The following is a 17,210-nucleotide window of genomic DNA, read 5'->3' as shown; positions in this document are numbered from 1 at the left end:
TGCTGCACTGCCAGCTCACCCTACATTAAAATCAGATGTCACAGAGGACTTCACCATGCAAGACAGGATCACGGTCAAGCTGCCGGTAGACGGCCTGCTTTTCTGGAAACTCACCGGTCGCGAGGCGCTGTCTGAAGCGTTTGCCTTCTCCCTGACGGTGCTGGGCACCGACGCGCGTATCGACCGCAGCCAGCTGCTCGGCCAGCCGGTGACGGTGAATGTGCCGACGCAGGGGATTGCCGGCGGCACACGCCACTTCAACGGCAAAATCACCCGCGTGGCGGTGAGCGCCACGGAGATGTCCGGGACGCGGTATGCGGTCTACCGCCTGACGGTGGAGCCGGACGTGTGGCCGATGAAGCGCGACCGCAACCTGCGTATCTTCCAGGAGCAGACGGTGCCGCAGATTGTGAAAACGCTGCTTGGCGAATACCAGGTGAACCTTGAGGACCGTCTGACCGGCAGCTACCGGAGCTGGGGCTACTGCGTGCAGTACCAGGAGAGCAGTTTTGACTTCATCAGCCGCCTGATGGAGCTTGAGGGCATTGCCTACCACTTCAGTCACGAAGCCGACCGGCACGTGATGGTGCTGACGGACGCCGCCACCGAACATCAGCCCTTCAGCGGGTACGAAACCATTCCCTACCACCCGACGCCGTCCGGCGGCAGCACCAGCGAAGAGGGCATCAGCCAGTGGGCGCTGGAGGACAGCGTGACGCCGGGTATCTACAGCCTTGATGACTACGACTTCCGCAAACCGAACGCGTGGCTGTTCCAGGCCCGGCAGAACCCGGCCTCGCCGCAGCCGGGGAGCATTGACGTCTATGACTGGCCGGGCCGCTTTGTCGAGCACGGTCACGGCGAATATTACGCCCGCATCCGCCAGGAGCGCTGGCAGGTGGAGCACCAGCAGATTCAGGCCACCGCCACGGCAATGGGTATCGCGCCGGGTCACACCTTTGCGCTCTATAACGCGCCGTTCTTCAGCGATAACGGCGAGTACCTGACCACCGAGGCAAACTACTTCCTCGAGGAGAACCGCTACGCCAGCGGGTCAGACGGCGAGACGGTGCACCGCACCGACTTCACCGTGATTCCCTCCTCGGTGGTGTTCCGCCCGGCGCCGGTGACGGCGTGGCCGAAAACCCACGGCCCGCAGACGGCGAAGGTGGTCGGCCCGCAGGGCGAGAGTATCTGGACGGATAAATATGGCCGCATAAAGGTGAAGTTCCACTGGGACCGGCAGGCGAAAGGGGATGACACCAGCTCCTGCTGGGTGCGCGTGTCGAGCGCGTGGGCAGGCCAGGGCTTCGGCGGGGTGCAAATTCCGCGCGTGGGTGATGAGGTGGTGATTGACTTCATCAACGGCGACCCGGACCGCCCGATTGTGACAGGGCGGGTCTACAACGAAGCGAGCATGCCGCCATGGTCACTGCCCGATGATTCAACGCGCATGGGCTTTATGACGCGCAGTAAGGATGGCAACAAAGACAACGCCAGCTATCTCTTCTTCGAGGATCGCCCCGGCAGCGAAGCCGTCGAACTGCACTCTGAGAAAGACATGAAAGTCTCTGTCGAAAATGACAAGACAGTTAACGTCGATGGCAATCGTACCACCACCATCCTGAAAGAGCAGAAGGACGATGTTACCGGAGATGCGTCGTTTTATTACCGGGCAAAGCGCACGACCACGGTCGATCAAGAAGAAACTACGACCTTTAATAACAGCCAGACGGAAACCATTAAGAATGGGCGTACGCTGAATATCACCAGCGGTGGTGATATTGTTACGATAAAAGGCGATCGTAGTACTGATGTTGAAGGGACTGAGTTGCACCATGTAACTCAATTGGTAACAGAGAAATTCGATAGCGGTCTTCATACGACAATTGCCAAAGGTGCGATGCTCAACATCACTAGTGACGGAAGTGTAGAAAATATAAAAGGCAATGTGTCGATTAATGTTGAAGGGGAATATACAAAATTAGTATCAAGAAAAATTGTTATCAAGGCGCCCAGCATCGTTTTTGATTCTCCCTCTGTCGAATATACGCATAAAGAAGAGAAAAGTTTTTGGAGTGATATATGTAGTACGAAGTTATTATCCGCAACTTTCAAAATGGTAGATGTAACTGTAACGGATGCTTCTGTAGCGATCAAAGGATTACAGTGTAATCAAACAGCATTTGATATTTCAAAAAAAGAAGGGTTTTATGAGTTTATTACAGCTATAAAGAATAGTTATGCCACCCTACGTAATTTACCTGCTGTGTTAACGATTATCCCATGAAGACGAGAGATAAATTTATGCTTGAATTAATTATTGGGTTATTTATTATTTTTCTTATTATTGCTTACGGTTTTTATGTGACAAATAAGAGGGATAAGTTGATGCAAGAAGGGCGTCCTGTTATTGCAACAATTGTCAATATCAGGCCAGTAAGTACAGATGATTCTGGGAACACAACAATTGTGTACGTATTAGATATTGAAGGCCATCTTTTGAAGGGAAGCGAAAAGATTGACACATTTTATGCACCTCAACTTCAACCAGGTAAAAAAATAAAAGTAATGTACAAAGATGACGAGAATTATATGTTTTTATTTGAGAAATAATTTTAGCATTAAGCGAGATGTCAAAATAAAAAGATCTGAAGGTTGTATATGTTCTTTCTGAGGTTCCGGCATTCAAAAACGCGAGAATAAAAAAAGGATTGCCCGCGATCCCGTTTATACCGATGCATTAATCACTAAAGCGGTGCCTGGTACGCCGGCCCCCAATGGCATTGTCAACGTGACTCTGGATTATGAGTTTGAAGACGGATCAGAAAATCGATACAGAAAGAAGAATACTGTAACTGTCGTTAAAACTATGGAAATGACGCAATACAATGTTGGCGCAACGGTGCCGATCGTTTATTTGCGCAGCGATCCCACACAAAATAAACATACTCTTCCGAGCGTACTGAAATAACCCTTTTTCTCAGACGCCAACACCACTCTTAATCTTCCAAAGGAAGTTATATGAAGATTATCAAACCGCTGCGGCTAAGCGTGTTAAACCGTCCGTTCCGTTTGCAGGGCCAGAACCATCTGGGCGTTGCTGTGATGGCGCTGGCTGATATGAGTGCTGCGCCAAAGCTTCGTCCTGAAGTTGAACTCTGGCAACTGGCGGCCAGCGAGCTGCAAACCAGCGGCGGCGTGCTGGATATGGCAATGCCGAAAGCGCGCGCTGAGTTTCTTGCTACCGGTTACGCATATACGCAGCATCATCAGGATAAAACAGCCTGCGCGGTTCGCATTGAAGTCGACACGCTGACCAAAACCCTCGCCGTTACCGGCGATCGTTACTGGGCAGGCTCAAGGCCGACCGCACCTAAGCCGTTTGAACAGATGCGCCTCGACTGGAGCCGCGCGTTTGGTGGTGAAGGGTATGAAGAGAACCCGCACGGCATCGGCGCGGTGGTGGAAAACCATAACGGCACGCAGTTCCGTCGCCTGCCAAATATCGAAGCCCTGCAACAACGCGTAGTTTCGCCGCGCATGAAACCCGAGCCGGCAAGCTTTGGGCCGCTGGATCTCACCTGGCCGCGCCGTTTCCGCCGCATGGGCAAAAACTATGATGCCCGCTGGCTGCAGAATGATTTCCCCGGTTTCGCCCCGGATATCGACTGGCGGGTGTTCAATGCCGCCAGCCCCGATCAGTGGTGGGAGGAGCGCGACTCTCTACCGCCGCAGGCCGCCTGGCGCATCTGGAACATGCATCCGCAAAAGCCGGTGCAGGAAGGCACTTTACCGCCGTGGCAGGCGCGCTGCTTTATTCAGCGCCAGCGCGGGGAGGAGATCCTGTTTGAGGAGATCGCGCTGCGTGCCACCACCGTCTGGTTCTTCCCCCACCTTGAGCAGATGGTACTGATTTGGCACGGTAACCAGCGTATCAATGAAGATGATGCCGCCGATGTGCTGCACCTGATGCCGGCGCTGGAAAAAACGGGAGCGACACGCTCCGTTAATCACTACCGCAAAGTTCTCACTCAGCGTCTCGATAAAGAGAAGGGGGCACTGTTTGCCTTCCGCGAAAAAGATTTGGTGCCGGAAGAGGCCATCGGCCCGTGGATCGACAATGAGGTACAGCAAAATCACAGCCCGATGCGCGAGAACCAGAATGCGCGTGCTACACAGCTGCGTGAGCAGCACCGGGCGCGGCTGGAAGCGCAGGGTAGCGATGTCAGCGACCTGATGAAAGCGTTTGAAGAGCCCGAATTGCCCAAACTTGATGAGCTGCCTGAGTTTATCGAAGCGATGGAGCGTAAAGCGGCGGAAATGCAGCAGCAGGCCGAGGCACGTAAAGCGGAGATGGAAGCAAAATATCCTGATGCCGCAAGCGATGAAAATCGCCCGCGTGGCCCGGAATCGATGCACCGTATGAATGATATGCTCGAGCGCAACGCCTCGCAGATGAGCGAGAAGAAGCTGGCGCAAAGCCGTGAAGCGCTGCATCAGATGTACCTAATGTCTGCTGCGCAACAGCCGCCGGCAATAAAACTGACCGGCGATATCGCGCTCATTATTCGCCAGCGCGCCGAACGCACTATGGCGCAGGGCGGCGACTTTAGCGGGCTTGATTTAACCGGTGCCGACTTCTCCGGCATCGATCTGAGCGGCGCAAACTTTACTCACACCCTGCTGGAGTGCGCGAATTTAAGCGATTGTAAGCTTGATGGCGCGAACTTTACTCAGGCGGTGCTGGCGCGCGCCGATTTACAAAATGCCTCATTGCGCGACTGCTGCCTCGACAAGGCCAGCCTGGCGCTGGCGCAGTGTAAAGGCACCGGCTTTCAGGGCGCGCAGTTCAATGAAACCGAGATGACCGGCGCGTTGTTCGACACGTGTGACTTCAGCCATGCCCGCCTGAATAATCTCTTATTCCGCGAGACAGGCTTCAGTGAGTGCCGCTTTAATTACGCCACTATTGATAGCGGCGTCTTTATGGAGCTGACGCTACCGAAGCCGGATTTCAGCCATGCGGTAATGAATAAAACCAGCTTTATTAAATGCGAGCTTCAGCATGCCAGCTTCGCTGCGGCTCAACTGGAGAGTTGCTCATGGGTGGAAAGTCAGCTGGAAGAGGCGAATTTCGCGGGAGCCACGCTTGTGACCTGCGCAGTGGCCTCTGGCGGCACGCTTGCCAGAGCAGATTTCAGCGGTGCACATCTTAAGCAGAGCAACCTGCGTCAGGCGGTGTTAACCGGCGCGCGCTTTACCCGGGCCAGGCTCAATAATAGCGATCTCAGCGAGGCGCAGTGCGAAGCGGCGGATTTTAGCGGTGCAACTCTCACCGGCAGCATGTTTATTCGTACCGACTTTCGCCGCGCACGGCTTAACGAAGCGAATCTGATGGGGGCGATGTTGCAGAAAAGCCGCCTCGAAGGGGCCGATCTCAGCTTTGCCAACCTGTTCCGTGCCGATCTGTCGCAATCTTTTACCAGCGAGACGACGCAGCTCCAGGGCGCTTACACCAAACGGGTTAAAACATTGCCGAAGCGTGACGGGGAGGTGATATGAAGAGATTAACGGCCGCAGAGTTACAGCAGAAAATAAAGGGCGGCGAAGCGATCATGGAGTTCAGCCTGGACGGACTCGATCTACAGGGCTGCGATCTCTCCGGGGCGATTTTTCAGGAGGTGTCATTGCAGGGGGCGAACCTGCAAGGTGCGAACCTCAAAGAGAGCGTTTTTACCGAATGCCAGCTGAGCGGCGCAAACCTTAAAGCAACCCTGCTGGAAGAGACGGTATTTAACCAGTGCGAGATGGCGGGCATCACCGCCAGCGGCGCGACGCTGACTCGCTGCGTCTTTAATGACTGCAATCTGGCAAAGAGTGATTTTTCACGCATAAGCAGCGATACCAGCCAGTTTATGCGCTGTGCGCTGGAGCAGAGTCTGTTCAGCGGCTCGACCTTCGATCGCTCCACTTTCTATGAGACCCCGCTTGGCGGAGCGAAGCTCGATAAGTGCACTAATCTGATGACTACGCTGTTTGGGATCGATCTGCGTGATGTCGATCTGCAGGCGAGTCAGTTCGAGCGCACGGTCTTTTTCAACTGCGACCAGCGCGGCAAGCACTATGCAAAGCATAAATTCACCGGTTGTCAGTTTACCGATAACCAGCTTGATGGCACTGACTTCAACGGCGCACAGCTTACGCAGTGTAACTTTAAAGGCGCATCATTAAAGCAGGCGCAACTTCGCGGCGTGAATGCTACGCAGGCGCTGTTTATGGAAGCGGATTTAAGCGGGGCGCAGGCGCAGGGCAGCCTGTTCGATCAGGCAATATTTGTCGGTGCGACGCTTAACAAGGCCTCCTTTAAGCAGAGCCGCTTCTTCCAGAGCATCCTGCAGCAGACGACCGCGCAGGAGGCGGAGTTCACCCTGTGTGATTTGACCTATGCGGACTTCTCTGCCGCCGATGTCCGGCTGGCGGATTTTCGCGGTGCGACTTTTTCGCGCACCCGTTTTCATCGCGCCCGGCAGGACAACGCGCGCTTTGCCGATCGTAAAGGCATCCTTGAATATGACGAAGAGTTACTGGCGGCGGAAGCCTGGAGCGCCGAACGCCATAGCAGAATTTACGGAGACTCATTATGACGAATATTAATCACCAGCTGCTGATGGCGGCGATCCCCAGCGGGCAGTTCTCCGCACAGGTCACTCACTGCTTTGAGGATGGCAGCCTGATGGTTGAAAGCGAAGGCCGCGGCTGGCACTGCCGTCGCGCCGTGAGCTGCGTCATCGCTCCGCAGGCGGGCGATACGGTCCTGATTAGCGCCGTTGATAACCAGATGTGGCTGCTCGCGGTGCTGGAGCGCCAGAATCCGGCCTCTGCCGCAGAGCTGAGCGTACAGGGCGATCTGCATATTGCCAGCCAGGGTGCACTGAGCCTCAGCAGTGAAGCGCTCAATATCAGTGCGGCAAAAGGGGAGTGTCATATCAGCGAGATGAATTACAGCGGCGACAAGATCTCCGCATGGGTATCCCTTTCGCGCATTGTCGGCAAGCGGGCGGAATCGGTCTGGCAGACGGTGACGCAAATCAGCCAGCAGCTGTTTCGGACCACGCGCCAGATGGAGCATGTGCGTGCCGGGCAGCTGGATATGAAAGCAGAGGATTATCTGCGCATGCATGCGCAGAACACGGTGATCACTTCAAAAGCGATCACCAAAGTCGATTCTGAACAGATCCATATGGGGTAAGGAGAGAGTATGTTTGCTAACTGCCAGCTGATGGGCGTTGACCTGGCGTTTCCGGACGTCTGCCTGACGCCAATGCCTGCTCCCACACCTATTCCCTATCCGGATATTGCGCTTGGGCCAACGGCGATCCCGAATGCGCTGAATATCCTTTTTATGGGGATGCCCGCGCACAATATGGCGACGGTCACGCCGCTTACCAATGGCGACAACCCGGGCGTGGCGACCGGCGTTGCATCCGGCACCGTAATGGGGCCATCCCGACACCTGACGGGCGCATTCACCGTATTGTTGAAAGGTACGCCGGCGACGCGCCTAACCAGTGTAAGCCTGCAAAACTCCACCAACGCAATCGGCATGCGCATCGTGCCGAGCCAGTTCAAGGTATTGATGCTGGCACCTTAATCCGACCATCAAACACACAGCAATTTTATTAGAAGTAGAGGCGCATCAGTATCTTCTGATGCGCTTCGAAAAGTATGAAAAATAAAGGCGCTCGCGATAATAAGGCTTGTTAAGTCAAAAGTGATGCTGATGTTTGCACCATGACAACCTTCTTTATCAAACAGAAAATACGGATAAAAGATGGTCCTGGAAGATTACTCATATTTATTTATGTACGGTGGAATAGTGCTAGTAATTGTCATAACCGCTATTTTTTATTATATGGGGAAGTAATTTCCAGGCGTAGTTTAGGGGCGGGGAGAAGGCAATGTGATGTCTTCATTAGGTGCGCTTTATAGTCTTCCCCGCAACGCTACTGTTTCGAAGGAAATAAATGACGCGCTCATCACATACAAATACCTTCCTGAGGTAGTCATTGTCAGACCTGATGAGAGCATGGCAACAGAACAATCTTATATGGGCTGAGATTACTGGTAATACATGATGTTACCGCTACATAGCCAAACCAAAATATTAGTAGTTCTGTCAGCGGAAAAGGACATTGACCTTTGAGAAGAGACTTATTTATCAAAATTTTTCTGGTATTGGCGATAACAACGATGTCCGTTCATGCCTCAACAGATGAAAATCTCATCAAACTAAAAGCGTTGAGTGACTTTGCAGACCGGTTGAAAGAGAGCATCGGTCAGGATGTGAATACCGTTGAGCCGATTGTGGGGCATCCACTTGTTCGTTTAAATCCTGCCGATGGATCATGGCTTACAGCCAAACCTTTCAGGCTTAATGGCGGGATTACCTTGTCTAATCTCTCTGTGAGATTGGATCATAAGCATCCACCGAAGGTTTTTATCATTCACTATGACGTAAGTGAAGGATGTATTTTATTGTCAGACGTTAGAAAGATTTATCCGCAGCTAAAACTATTTAGCACGCCACACGGGCACTCGGTTAATGAAACTTTTGCCTGGATCACCCCTTTAGATAAAAACGGTAATGCGACAGCTTTCGCGTTTCCTTATGCCAAACCGGCTTGTCTTAAGAGCATGACGGTGCGAAATTTTGCCGATGACGTGTAACTCCAGTGCGCTTTGTAACACTTAACCGTCGACATTCAATCGCTTTTTATAGATTCATTCACCCCCTGTGATGTATTTTGATGCGTGCAATTAAAACATCATAAGAATCAACTTAGGTTGTCAGGGAAAGAGTATGTCATATCACCGTCGCGCCTTTGGCAAAGTGCCCTATTACGCTGCTTTATTAACCTGCCTGTTATTTACGCTCCCTCATGCTGCATCAGCCGCGATCCAGCTTAACCAGTACGATAAATTAGAAACGGTTGAGGGCATTACTGCCGACAAAGCGGTCGTTGTACAACTGAAAAAGCTGCTCGGCAATGAGTACGATAATTTCATTTCCAACTTCGATGTTTATGGCGAACCGCACCACACTGCGGAGGGTGGGCTGTTTGTTTCTGGCTGGATGCAGCATCTTGCTCAGGAGAACGCCTCGGCGTTCGTCATCTATCCCGATGGTCGGTTGTCTGCAGCATGGATTTTGCCAGATGACAGTGTGGTGAACTACCGTACTAACCACCCTAATGACGGCATCGACAGGGATATTCAACAGTGGGCAAGCCAGCTGGAAGGAAAAACGCTCCCGGATATGGCGCCTCAGGCTGCAAGTTTCTCCGGCATCTGGCAGGGGAAGGATAACAACGCCTCAACGCTAAGCCTAAAGTTAACGCAGATGGGCAGCAAGGTCACTGGGACTTACTGTTACATCACGCAGGGAGGGAATCGCATTGATTGCGCTGATGATGATAAACCTAACATTCTGGGCTCGGTGAAGAATAACGTTGCGACAATCAGTTTCGATTCAAAATTTGGTGCCGTGAATGGTCAGGCGATATTAAAGCTTGAGGGGAATACGCTTCGCTGGGCTATGACGAAAACGCCGGTGAATGGCGAATATCATGCGCCTGAACACTTTAACCTGAGCAAAGAGGATGTCCCGGAGGGAGCGACAACCCGTTTATTACAAACCGCAAAGTTTACCCTCTTTGTCCGCAATAATTGCGGCGCATTCTTGAAGCCGTGCGAGGACGTGCTCTATAACGGCGTGCGCAACAGCGATAACACCACGATTAGCCTGAAGGGGAAAACGTTGCAGGACAGTGCAAACAACGTTACCGGCGCTGAATTCCATAATGGCAACATAACCTATCGCGTCGTTTATCAGCCGCCGGGCTTAGTGGTTATGCAGGGCGCAAAGGTGCTGGTTAAACAACCAGCTAAATGGCTGAACTAATGACCCAACGGAATAAAATAATGATTGGACGTTTATCCCTTGCAGCTCTGCTGCTGAGTTTCGCCACTTTGGCCGGGGCGCAGCAGGGCCTTGAAGAGCCTGATTTTACGGTAACGCTGAATCAGCAGCCCGTTTCACTGGGCCAGCCATGGAGCGATAAACTCCAGGCGTCGCTGGGTAAGAGCAGCGACGACAGCTTTGTCGGTGAAGTACCTTTTGGCGACGGTAACTACAAATTTTATCGTCACGTATTTAAAGATTTTGATCTCTATAGCGCAAACCTTTGGTGGGACAGCCAGAGCCGAGATTTTGATAGCTATATCGTTGCGCAGATAACCCTGCGAGGAGCGACATCGCATACCGCGCGCGGTATTGGTCCAGGTAGCAGTGAAGACAACGTCACAGAGCTTTATGGGCCGGGTGAAAAAGAGAGTAGCGATGGGGCTGAATGGATTGGCTACCAGCGCGATAATAAGCGGATCTCATTAGAGATCGTTAAAGGCAAAGTGAACTCCATCAACATCAATTACGTTGACGATCGGCAGTAACTGCCCTTCGCGATAAAAGCCCCCGCCAGGTTTCCTGGTCGGGGGCTTTTTCGTTATTACTGTTTACAGCCCGCGCACTGCTTGTTCTGGATCTGCTGGAAGAAGTCATTTCCTTTATCATCCACCAGAATAAACGCCGGGAAGTTCTCCACCTCTATCTTCCAGATCGCCTCCATGCCCAGTTCCGGGTACGCAACGCACTCCAGGCTCTTAATGCTCTGTTGCGCCAGTACGGCAGCCGGGCCGCCAATACTTCCCAGATAGAAACCGCCATGTCTGGCACAGGCATCGGTCACTTGCTGGCTGCGGTTGCCTTTTGCCAGCATGATCATGCTCGCGCCATGCGATTGCAGCAGGTCTACGTAGGAATCCATACGCCCTGCGGTGGTGGGGCCAAGCGAACCAGAAGCATAACCTTCTGGCGTTTTTGCCGGGCCAGCGTAGTAGATCGGGTGATCTTTCACGTACTGCGGCAGCTCTTCGCCATTATCAATCAGCTCTTTCAGCTTCGCGTGGGCAATATCGCGCGCCACAATAATCGTGCCGTTGAGCGAAACGCGGGTCGAAACCGGGAAGGCGGAGAGCTGGGCGAGGATCGCTTGCATCGGCTGGTTGAGATCGATTTTCGCCACATCGCCTTCGCCCTGCTGGCGCAGCGCTTCCGGAATATACTGCGCCGGATTTGACTCCATTTTCTCAATCCAGATCCCGTCGCGGTTGATCTTCGCTTTGATGTTGCGGTCGGCGGAGCAGGAGACGCCCATACCAATAGGGCAGGAGGCACCGTGTCGCGGCAGGCGGATCACGCGGATATCATGCGCAAAGTACTTCCCGCCAAACTGCGCGCCAAGTCCGAGGTTTTGCGCCTCTTCCATCAATGCCTGTTCCAGTTCAACGTCACGAAATGCCTGACCGTGCTCATTTCCTTCGGTCGGCAGGCCATCGTAGTAGCGGGTCGACGCGAGTTTCACGGTTTTCAGCGTTGATTCAGCGGAGGTGCCGCCAATCACGAAGGCGATATGGTAGGGCGGGCAGGCCGCGGTGCCCAGCGTGCGCATCTTCTCGACCAGATAGTTTTTCAGCTTCGCCGGAGTGATCAGCGCCTTGGTCTCCTGATAGAGATAGGTCTTATTAGCCGAACCGCCGCCTTTGGCGATGCACAAGAATTTATACTCGTCGCCATCGACGCTATAGAGATCGATCTGCGCGGGCAGGTTGGTACCGGTATTCACCTCTTTGTACATATCCAGCGGCGCATTCTGCGAATAGCGCAGGTTATCTTCTGTGTAGGTGTTATACACCCCACGCGCCAGCGCGGCTTCATCGCCGCCACCGGTCCAGACACGCTGGCCTTTTTTACCCATGATGATTGCCGTACCGGTATCCTGGCAGGTCGGCAGTACGCCTTTGGCCGCGATTTCGGAGTTACGCAGGAACTGCAGGGCGACATACTTGTCGTTCTCGCTTGCCTGCGGGTCGGTCAGAATGGCAGCAACCTGTTTCTGATGGGAGGGGCGCAGCATAAACGCGGCGTCGTGGAAAGCCTGCTGTGCAAGCAGCGTTAACGCCTGCGGCTCGACTTTCAGTACCTGCTCACCTTCAAACTCTGCGACAGAGACATGTTCGCGGCTCAGCAGATAGTATTCCGTCTCATCTTTTGCCAGCGGGAACGGATCCTGATAAACAAACGGTTTGTTCGACATAGCTCATTACTCCACAAAAATAAAACCGCCGGGAAAACCCGGCGGTTATGAATCAGAACATCATGGTAATCCACGGATAGCCAATCAACAGCAGGGCGGCGAGGAAGATGGCACCGAAGATGGTACCCAGACGCCAGTAATCTTTAGTCGGCAGGTATCCGCTACCGTAGTAAATCGGGCTTGGGCCAGTGCCGTATGGGGTGATAATACCCATGACACCCAGTGAGGTGCAGAGCACCAGCACAACGACTTCCATATTGATGCCAGGAATGGTCGCTGCGATGGTCAACATCGCCGGCAACAGCGCGGTGGTGTGTGCCGTGGTGCTGGCGAAGAGATAGTGCAACAGATAGAACGCCAGCAGCAGAGCGATGGTTGCCATGCCCGGAGAGATGCCGCTCATCAGCAGGCCACCCTCTTTGCCCAGCCAGGCAATAAAGCCGGTGGATGAGAGGCCATCAGCCAGCGCGACCAGCGTGGCGAACCAGACAAAGGTGTTCCAGGCCGGTTTATTGCTGGTGATATCGTTCCAGCTCAAAACACCGGTCCACAGCATCAGTACCACAACCAACAGGGCGGCGAGTGCCGGTTCAATAAAGTCGGCGGCAAAAATCCACATCAGCAGCGCACAGCAGACAAAGACCAGCAGCAGAATTTCATTACGGGACATTCTACCCAGCTTCTCCAGCTCGCGGCTCGCCCACAGCGGGACTTCATCATTCACTTTCACTTCAGGCGGGTAGAACCAGTACGCCAGCAGCGGCATAGTCAGAATCAGCAGCAGACCCAGCGGCAGGAAGGCGATGAACCAGGTGCCCCAGGAGATATTGATGCCGACGATGCTTTTCACCAGCGCCAGCGCCAGCAGGTTAGGCGCAAGAGCGGAAAGGAACATGGAGCTGGTGATACAGGCGGCGGTGATGGCCACCCACATCAGGTAAGAACCAATGCGGCGCGCACTCGGATCGTTCGGTTTTGAACCATACAGCGGCGGTAGATTGGCAATAATCGGATAGATAGTCCCGCCACTACGTGCGGTGTTTGATGGAGTAAACGGGGCCAGCAGCAGATCGGCGAAGGTGATGGCATAGCCGAGCGTCAGGCTGCGGCGACCCAGGTATTTAACGAGGATCAGCGCCAGGCGGCGGCCAAACTGGGTCTTATCGTAACCGGCGGCAAACATAAATGCCCCGAAGATAAGCCAGACAGTGGAGTTGCCGAAACCGCTCACCGCCCATTTAAAGGATTGACCGGCCAGCTTAAATTTCGGATCCGCCAGCTGTTCCGGGCTGAAAAGCAGCCACTGACCGCAGAGCGCGATTACCACCACGCCAGTCATGCCGATCACGGCACCTGGCAGCGGCTCAAAGATCAGGCCGACAATGACGCCAACGAAGATAGCAAAATAGTGCCATGCGTAAGGCGGTAAGCCTTCCGGCACCGGAACGAACAGTAACAGTATGGCCACGATAATGGGTAACGCCATCATCACCAGGCGGTTTTTATTACCGGCCTTTGAGCGCTCTGCAGTAGCAGAAGCTGGGGTTGGAGTTTTCTCTTTCATAGTGAGCATCTACAAGTAGTTAAGAATTCGGATTGATCGTGGAATCGAGTGTGATTTATTTAGTTTCGAAAGATATTTTAGTTATTAAAATCATCTTCTCTTATTCCGCTGATCTTTATTTATCGCAAAATTGGTTGGCAATAAATAACAAAATAAGTCTGTTTCTATATTGCCCCTGGTGATGGGATTTCTCTTGATTAAGATCAATAAAACGAAAAGAGATGTGCTTTTTTTAATATCTGTAATACCCACTATTAATGATGTGGTTAATTTCCAGAAAAGCGAAGAAATGTTAAATATTTGTATTTAAAATCAAGGTTGCCACGCTATGATTTTTACTAAGTGATTGATAATGATGTATTTTTAGTGATAATCCCTCGTCGTGCAAGATCTCGTAAGGTAATGATTATGTTACCGGTAATTATAAAAATGTGAACGCAGTATTTAAAAATGATAATACAGTGGAGGTAGGTCTGTTATTGCAGTGGTTAAATAGTTTTATAACTAACGTAATTAATTTGGTAAATAAAATTCGCGGTATATTAATTACACGACACCAGGATTAATAACCAGAACGAAAATAGATCCGTCACCGAACTCAAGATTTATCAATTTTAGATGTGGAGCTTATTATGACCAGCAACGAACGTATTCTCAGCCCGTTTACATTGCCAAACGGCGTAGAACTAAAAAACCGTTTGTTAATGGCGCCAATGACCACCTGCACGGGCTATTTTGACGGTACCGTTACTAGCGAGTTAGTGGAGTATTACCGCGCACGTTCAGGGGCTATTGGCACCATTATTGTTGAGTGTTGCTTTGTCGACGATCTCGGCCTCGCTTTTCCGGGGGCGATTGGGATTGATAGCGATGAAAAAATCGCCGGCCTGGCGAAGATTGCCGCCGCCATTAAGGAGAAAGGTTCAAAAGCCATTCTGCAGATTTACCACGGCGGGCGAATGGTGGAGCCGAAACTGATCGGTGGACGTACACCTATTGCGCCGAGCGCGATTGCCGCACCGCGTGAGGGCGCCGCGACCCCAGTAGCGATGAGCGCTGCGGAAGTGGAAAACATGATTGCCAAATTTGGCGAAGCCGTACGTCGCGCCATCCACGCAGGCTTCGACGGCGTTGAGATTCACGGCGCTAACACTTATCTCATTCAGCAATTCTTCTCTCCTCACTCCAACCAGCGCGACGACGAGTGGGGCGGCAGCCGTGAAAACCGGGCCAGGTTCCCGCTGGCCGTGCTGGATATCGCTCACAAGATGGCGCGCCAGTACGCTGATGATGCGTTTATCATTGGCTACCGCTTCTCTCCGGAAGAGCTGGAAGTCCCCGGCATCCGATTTGATGACACAATGTTCCTGCTGGAGAAGCTGGCCGCTCGCGGTCTCGACTATCTGCACTTCTCCGTGGGTGCTGCGCTGCGCTCTTCCATTAATGACACGACCGATCCGACGCCGCTCATCGATAAATACTGCGCATTGCGCTCAGAAACGCTTGCGCAAATTCCGGTAATGGGTGTTGGCGGCATCGTCAACGCGGCGGATGCGGAAGAGGGGTTGGATCACGGTTACGATCTGATGGCGGTGGGGCGCGCCTGCATCGCCTACCCGGACTGGGCTTCGCGCATTGCCAACGGTGAAACCCTTGAGCTCTTTATGGACAGCACCCAGCGTGAAGCGCTGAACATCCCCGAGCCGCTATGGCGTTTCTCGCTGGTGGAAGCGATGATCCGCGATATGAGCATGGGTGCGGCGAAGTTCAAACCGGGCGTCTTTGCTGAAACCGTGCAGGATGACAGCACCACGCTGGTGTTCAACGTCAGTCTTGAAACGGACTGTATTGCGGATATTACGCTGGCGGAAGGCCCGCTGGACGATGTCGAGTTTACCAGCAGCTTTGAAGAGATCCGCAGCCGTATCATCGATGCCAACTCTCCGCACGTAGACGCTATCTCCGGCGCAACCAGCCAGAGCGAAGCGGTTAAAAAAGCAGTGTCGAAAGCGATGGTGAAATCGAGTAAAGCGCGGATCGCAGAGGAGGGTGGTGATATCAGCGCGCCGAAAAATTACGATGTGGTTGTTATCGGCAGCGGCGGTGCTGGTCTGGCTGCGGCAATTCAGGCGCACGACGAAGGTGCCAGCGTCCTGATCGTCGAAAAAATGCCGACTATCGGCGGCAACACCATCAAAGCATCGGCAGGGATGAACGCGGCAGAAACCCGCTTCCAGCGCGTAAAAGGCATTCAGGACAGTAAAGAGCTGTTCTACGCTGAAACTTTGAAAGGGGGCGGCGAGAAGAACGATCCTGCGCTGCTGCGCCGCTTTGTTGAACATGCGCCGGAAGCGATTGAGTGGCTGGCACGTCGCGGCATTATGCTTAACGACATTACCACCACCGGCGGCATGAGCATTGACCGTACGCACCGCCCACGCGATGGATCGGCGGTAGGTGGCTATCTGATCAGCGGCCTGCTGCGCAACGTTACCAAACGCAATATCGACGTCATGCTGGACACCTCCGTCGAAGAGATCCTCTTTGACGCAGGCGAAGTGCGCGGTGTACGCCTGCTGACCGAAGAGCAGGAGACCTTGAGCGTCGACGCGAAGAGCGTGATTGTCGCCACCGGTGGCTTCAGCGCCAACAGCGCGATGGTCGTGAAATATCGCCCCGATCTGGACGGCTTCGTCACCACCAACCATAAGGGCGCGACCGGTAGCGGGATTTCGCTGCTGGAACGCCTTGGCGCCGCTACCGTGGATATGGGCGAAATCCAGATCCACCCGACGGTTGAGCAAAATACCTCTTATCTGATTTCAGAATCGATTCGCGGCGGCGGGGCAATTCTGGTCAATCAGCAGGGCAACCGCTTCTTTAACGAAATGTCGACCCGCGATAAAGTCTCTGCGGCCATCATCGCGCTGCCGGAGCACTATGCTTACATCGTCTTTGATGAGCACGTTCGTGCGAAAAACAAAGCGGCGGATGAGTATATTGCCCGCGGTTTTGTCACCAGCGCCAGTTCACCACGCGAACTCGCGGATAAGCTGGGCATGGATTATCATGCCTTCCTCGCCACGCTGGAGCGCTACAATGGCTTTGTGGAAAAACAGCATGACGATGATTTTGGGCGCACCACCGCACTGCGCGCACCGATTAACGAAGGCCCGTTCCACGCTATTCAGATAGCGCCAGGCGTGCATCACACCATGGGCGGTGTAACCATCAACACCGACACTCAGGTGCTTAACAGCGAGCAGCAGGTTATTCCGGGTGCTTTTGCGGCGGGTGAGGTGGTAGGCGGCCTGCACGGCGGCAACCGCATCGGTGGCAACGCGGTGGCAGATATTATCGTCTTCGGTTCGCTGGCGGGGCATCAGGCCGCACTGCGCGCAAAACGGTAACGCATTAACGCAAAATGGCTG

At 53.3% G+C, this 17,210-nt stretch carries 12 protein-coding genes; 10 read left to right on the top strand and 2 right to left on the bottom strand.

All coding sequences use genetic code 11. From position 1 onward, the window contains the following. Positions 1–55 precede the first annotated feature (55 nt). The 9 genes from SOM48_RS01290 (at position 56) to SOM48_RS01250 (ending at position 10,512) form a co-directional block, all read left to right on the top strand. A complete protein-coding gene (locus SOM48_RS01290; RefSeq protein ID WP_320511274.1) occupies positions 56–2,290 on the top strand; it encodes a type VI secretion system Vgr family protein in 2,235 nt (744 codons plus the stop codon). After that, complete coding sequence (locus SOM48_RS01285; RefSeq protein WP_270222492.1) at positions 2,287–2,616, top strand: hypothetical protein; 330 nt, start codon at positions 2,287–2,289, stop codon at positions 2,614–2,616. The genes SOM48_RS01290 and SOM48_RS01285 overlap by 4 nt, the downstream gene beginning before the upstream one ends. Before the next feature lie 408 nt (positions 2,617–3,024). Further along, positions 3,025–5,565: a DUF2169 domain-containing protein gene (locus SOM48_RS01280; RefSeq protein WP_320511273.1), complete on the top strand. Its 2,541-nt coding sequence runs from the start codon at positions 3,025–3,027 to the stop codon at positions 5,563–5,565. Then, a complete protein-coding gene (locus SOM48_RS01275) occupies positions 5,562–6,647 on the top strand; it encodes a pentapeptide repeat-containing protein (protein WP_320511272.1) in 1,086 nt (361 codons plus the stop codon). Before SOM48_RS01280 ends, SOM48_RS01275 begins: the two co-directional genes overlap by 4 nt. Beyond that, positions 6,644–7,252: a DUF3540 domain-containing protein gene (locus SOM48_RS01270; protein WP_054804652.1), complete on the top strand. Its 609-nt coding sequence runs from the start codon at positions 6,644–6,646 to the stop codon at positions 7,250–7,252. The genes SOM48_RS01275 and SOM48_RS01270 overlap by 4 nt, the downstream gene beginning before the upstream one ends. 9 nt (positions 7,253–7,261) lie before the next feature. Continuing rightward, positions 7,262–7,654: a DUF4150 domain-containing protein gene (locus SOM48_RS01265; protein ID WP_007371701.1), complete on the top strand. Its 393-nt coding sequence runs from the start codon at positions 7,262–7,264 to the stop codon at positions 7,652–7,654. A gap of 548 nt (positions 7,655–8,202) precedes the next feature. Then, on the top strand, positions 8,203–8,730 hold the full coding sequence (locus tag SOM48_RS01260) for a hypothetical protein (RefSeq protein WP_320511271.1): 528 nt from the start codon (positions 8,203–8,205) through the stop codon (positions 8,728–8,730). Between the two features lie 163 nt (positions 8,731–8,893). Beyond that, positions 8,894–9,964, top strand: a complete 1,071-nt coding sequence (locus tag SOM48_RS01255; protein WP_320511270.1) for a hypothetical protein — start codon at positions 8,894–8,896, stop codon at positions 9,962–9,964. A gap of 20 nt (positions 9,965–9,984) precedes the next feature. Then, positions 9,985–10,512 (top strand): hypothetical protein, encoded by a 528-nt coding sequence (locus tag SOM48_RS01250; protein WP_320511269.1) that lies wholly within the window; start codon positions 9,985–9,987, stop codon positions 10,510–10,512. 56 nt (positions 10,513–10,568) lie between these two features. On the opposite strand, the gene fumA is transcribed toward SOM48_RS01250, so the two are convergent. Continuing rightward, positions 10,569–12,215: a class I fumarate hydratase FumA gene (gene fumA, locus SOM48_RS01245; protein ID WP_320511268.1), complete on the bottom strand. Its 1,647-nt coding sequence runs from the start codon at positions 12,213–12,215 to the stop codon at positions 10,569–10,571. Between the two features lie 52 nt (positions 12,216–12,267). Beyond that, positions 12,268–13,779: an anion permease gene (locus SOM48_RS01240; RefSeq protein WP_289747121.1), complete on the bottom strand. Its 1,512-nt coding sequence runs from the start codon at positions 13,777–13,779 to the stop codon at positions 12,268–12,270. A 632-nt stretch (positions 13,780–14,411) separates the two neighbouring features. Between SOM48_RS01240 and SOM48_RS01235 the strand changes: the two genes are divergently transcribed. Next, positions 14,412–17,189, top strand: a complete 2,778-nt coding sequence (locus SOM48_RS01235; RefSeq protein WP_312478785.1) for a flavocytochrome c — start codon at positions 14,412–14,414, stop codon at positions 17,187–17,189. Positions 17,190–17,210: the final 21 nt, after the last annotated feature.

The sequence above is a fragment of the Kosakonia sp. CFBP8986 genome (assembly GCF_034044935.1).
Lineage (GTDB): Bacteria > Pseudomonadota > Gammaproteobacteria > Enterobacterales > Enterobacteriaceae > Kosakonia > Kosakonia cowanii.
Note: the sequence above shows the minus strand (reverse complement) of the source record. Positions and strands in the feature narration are given on the sequence as shown.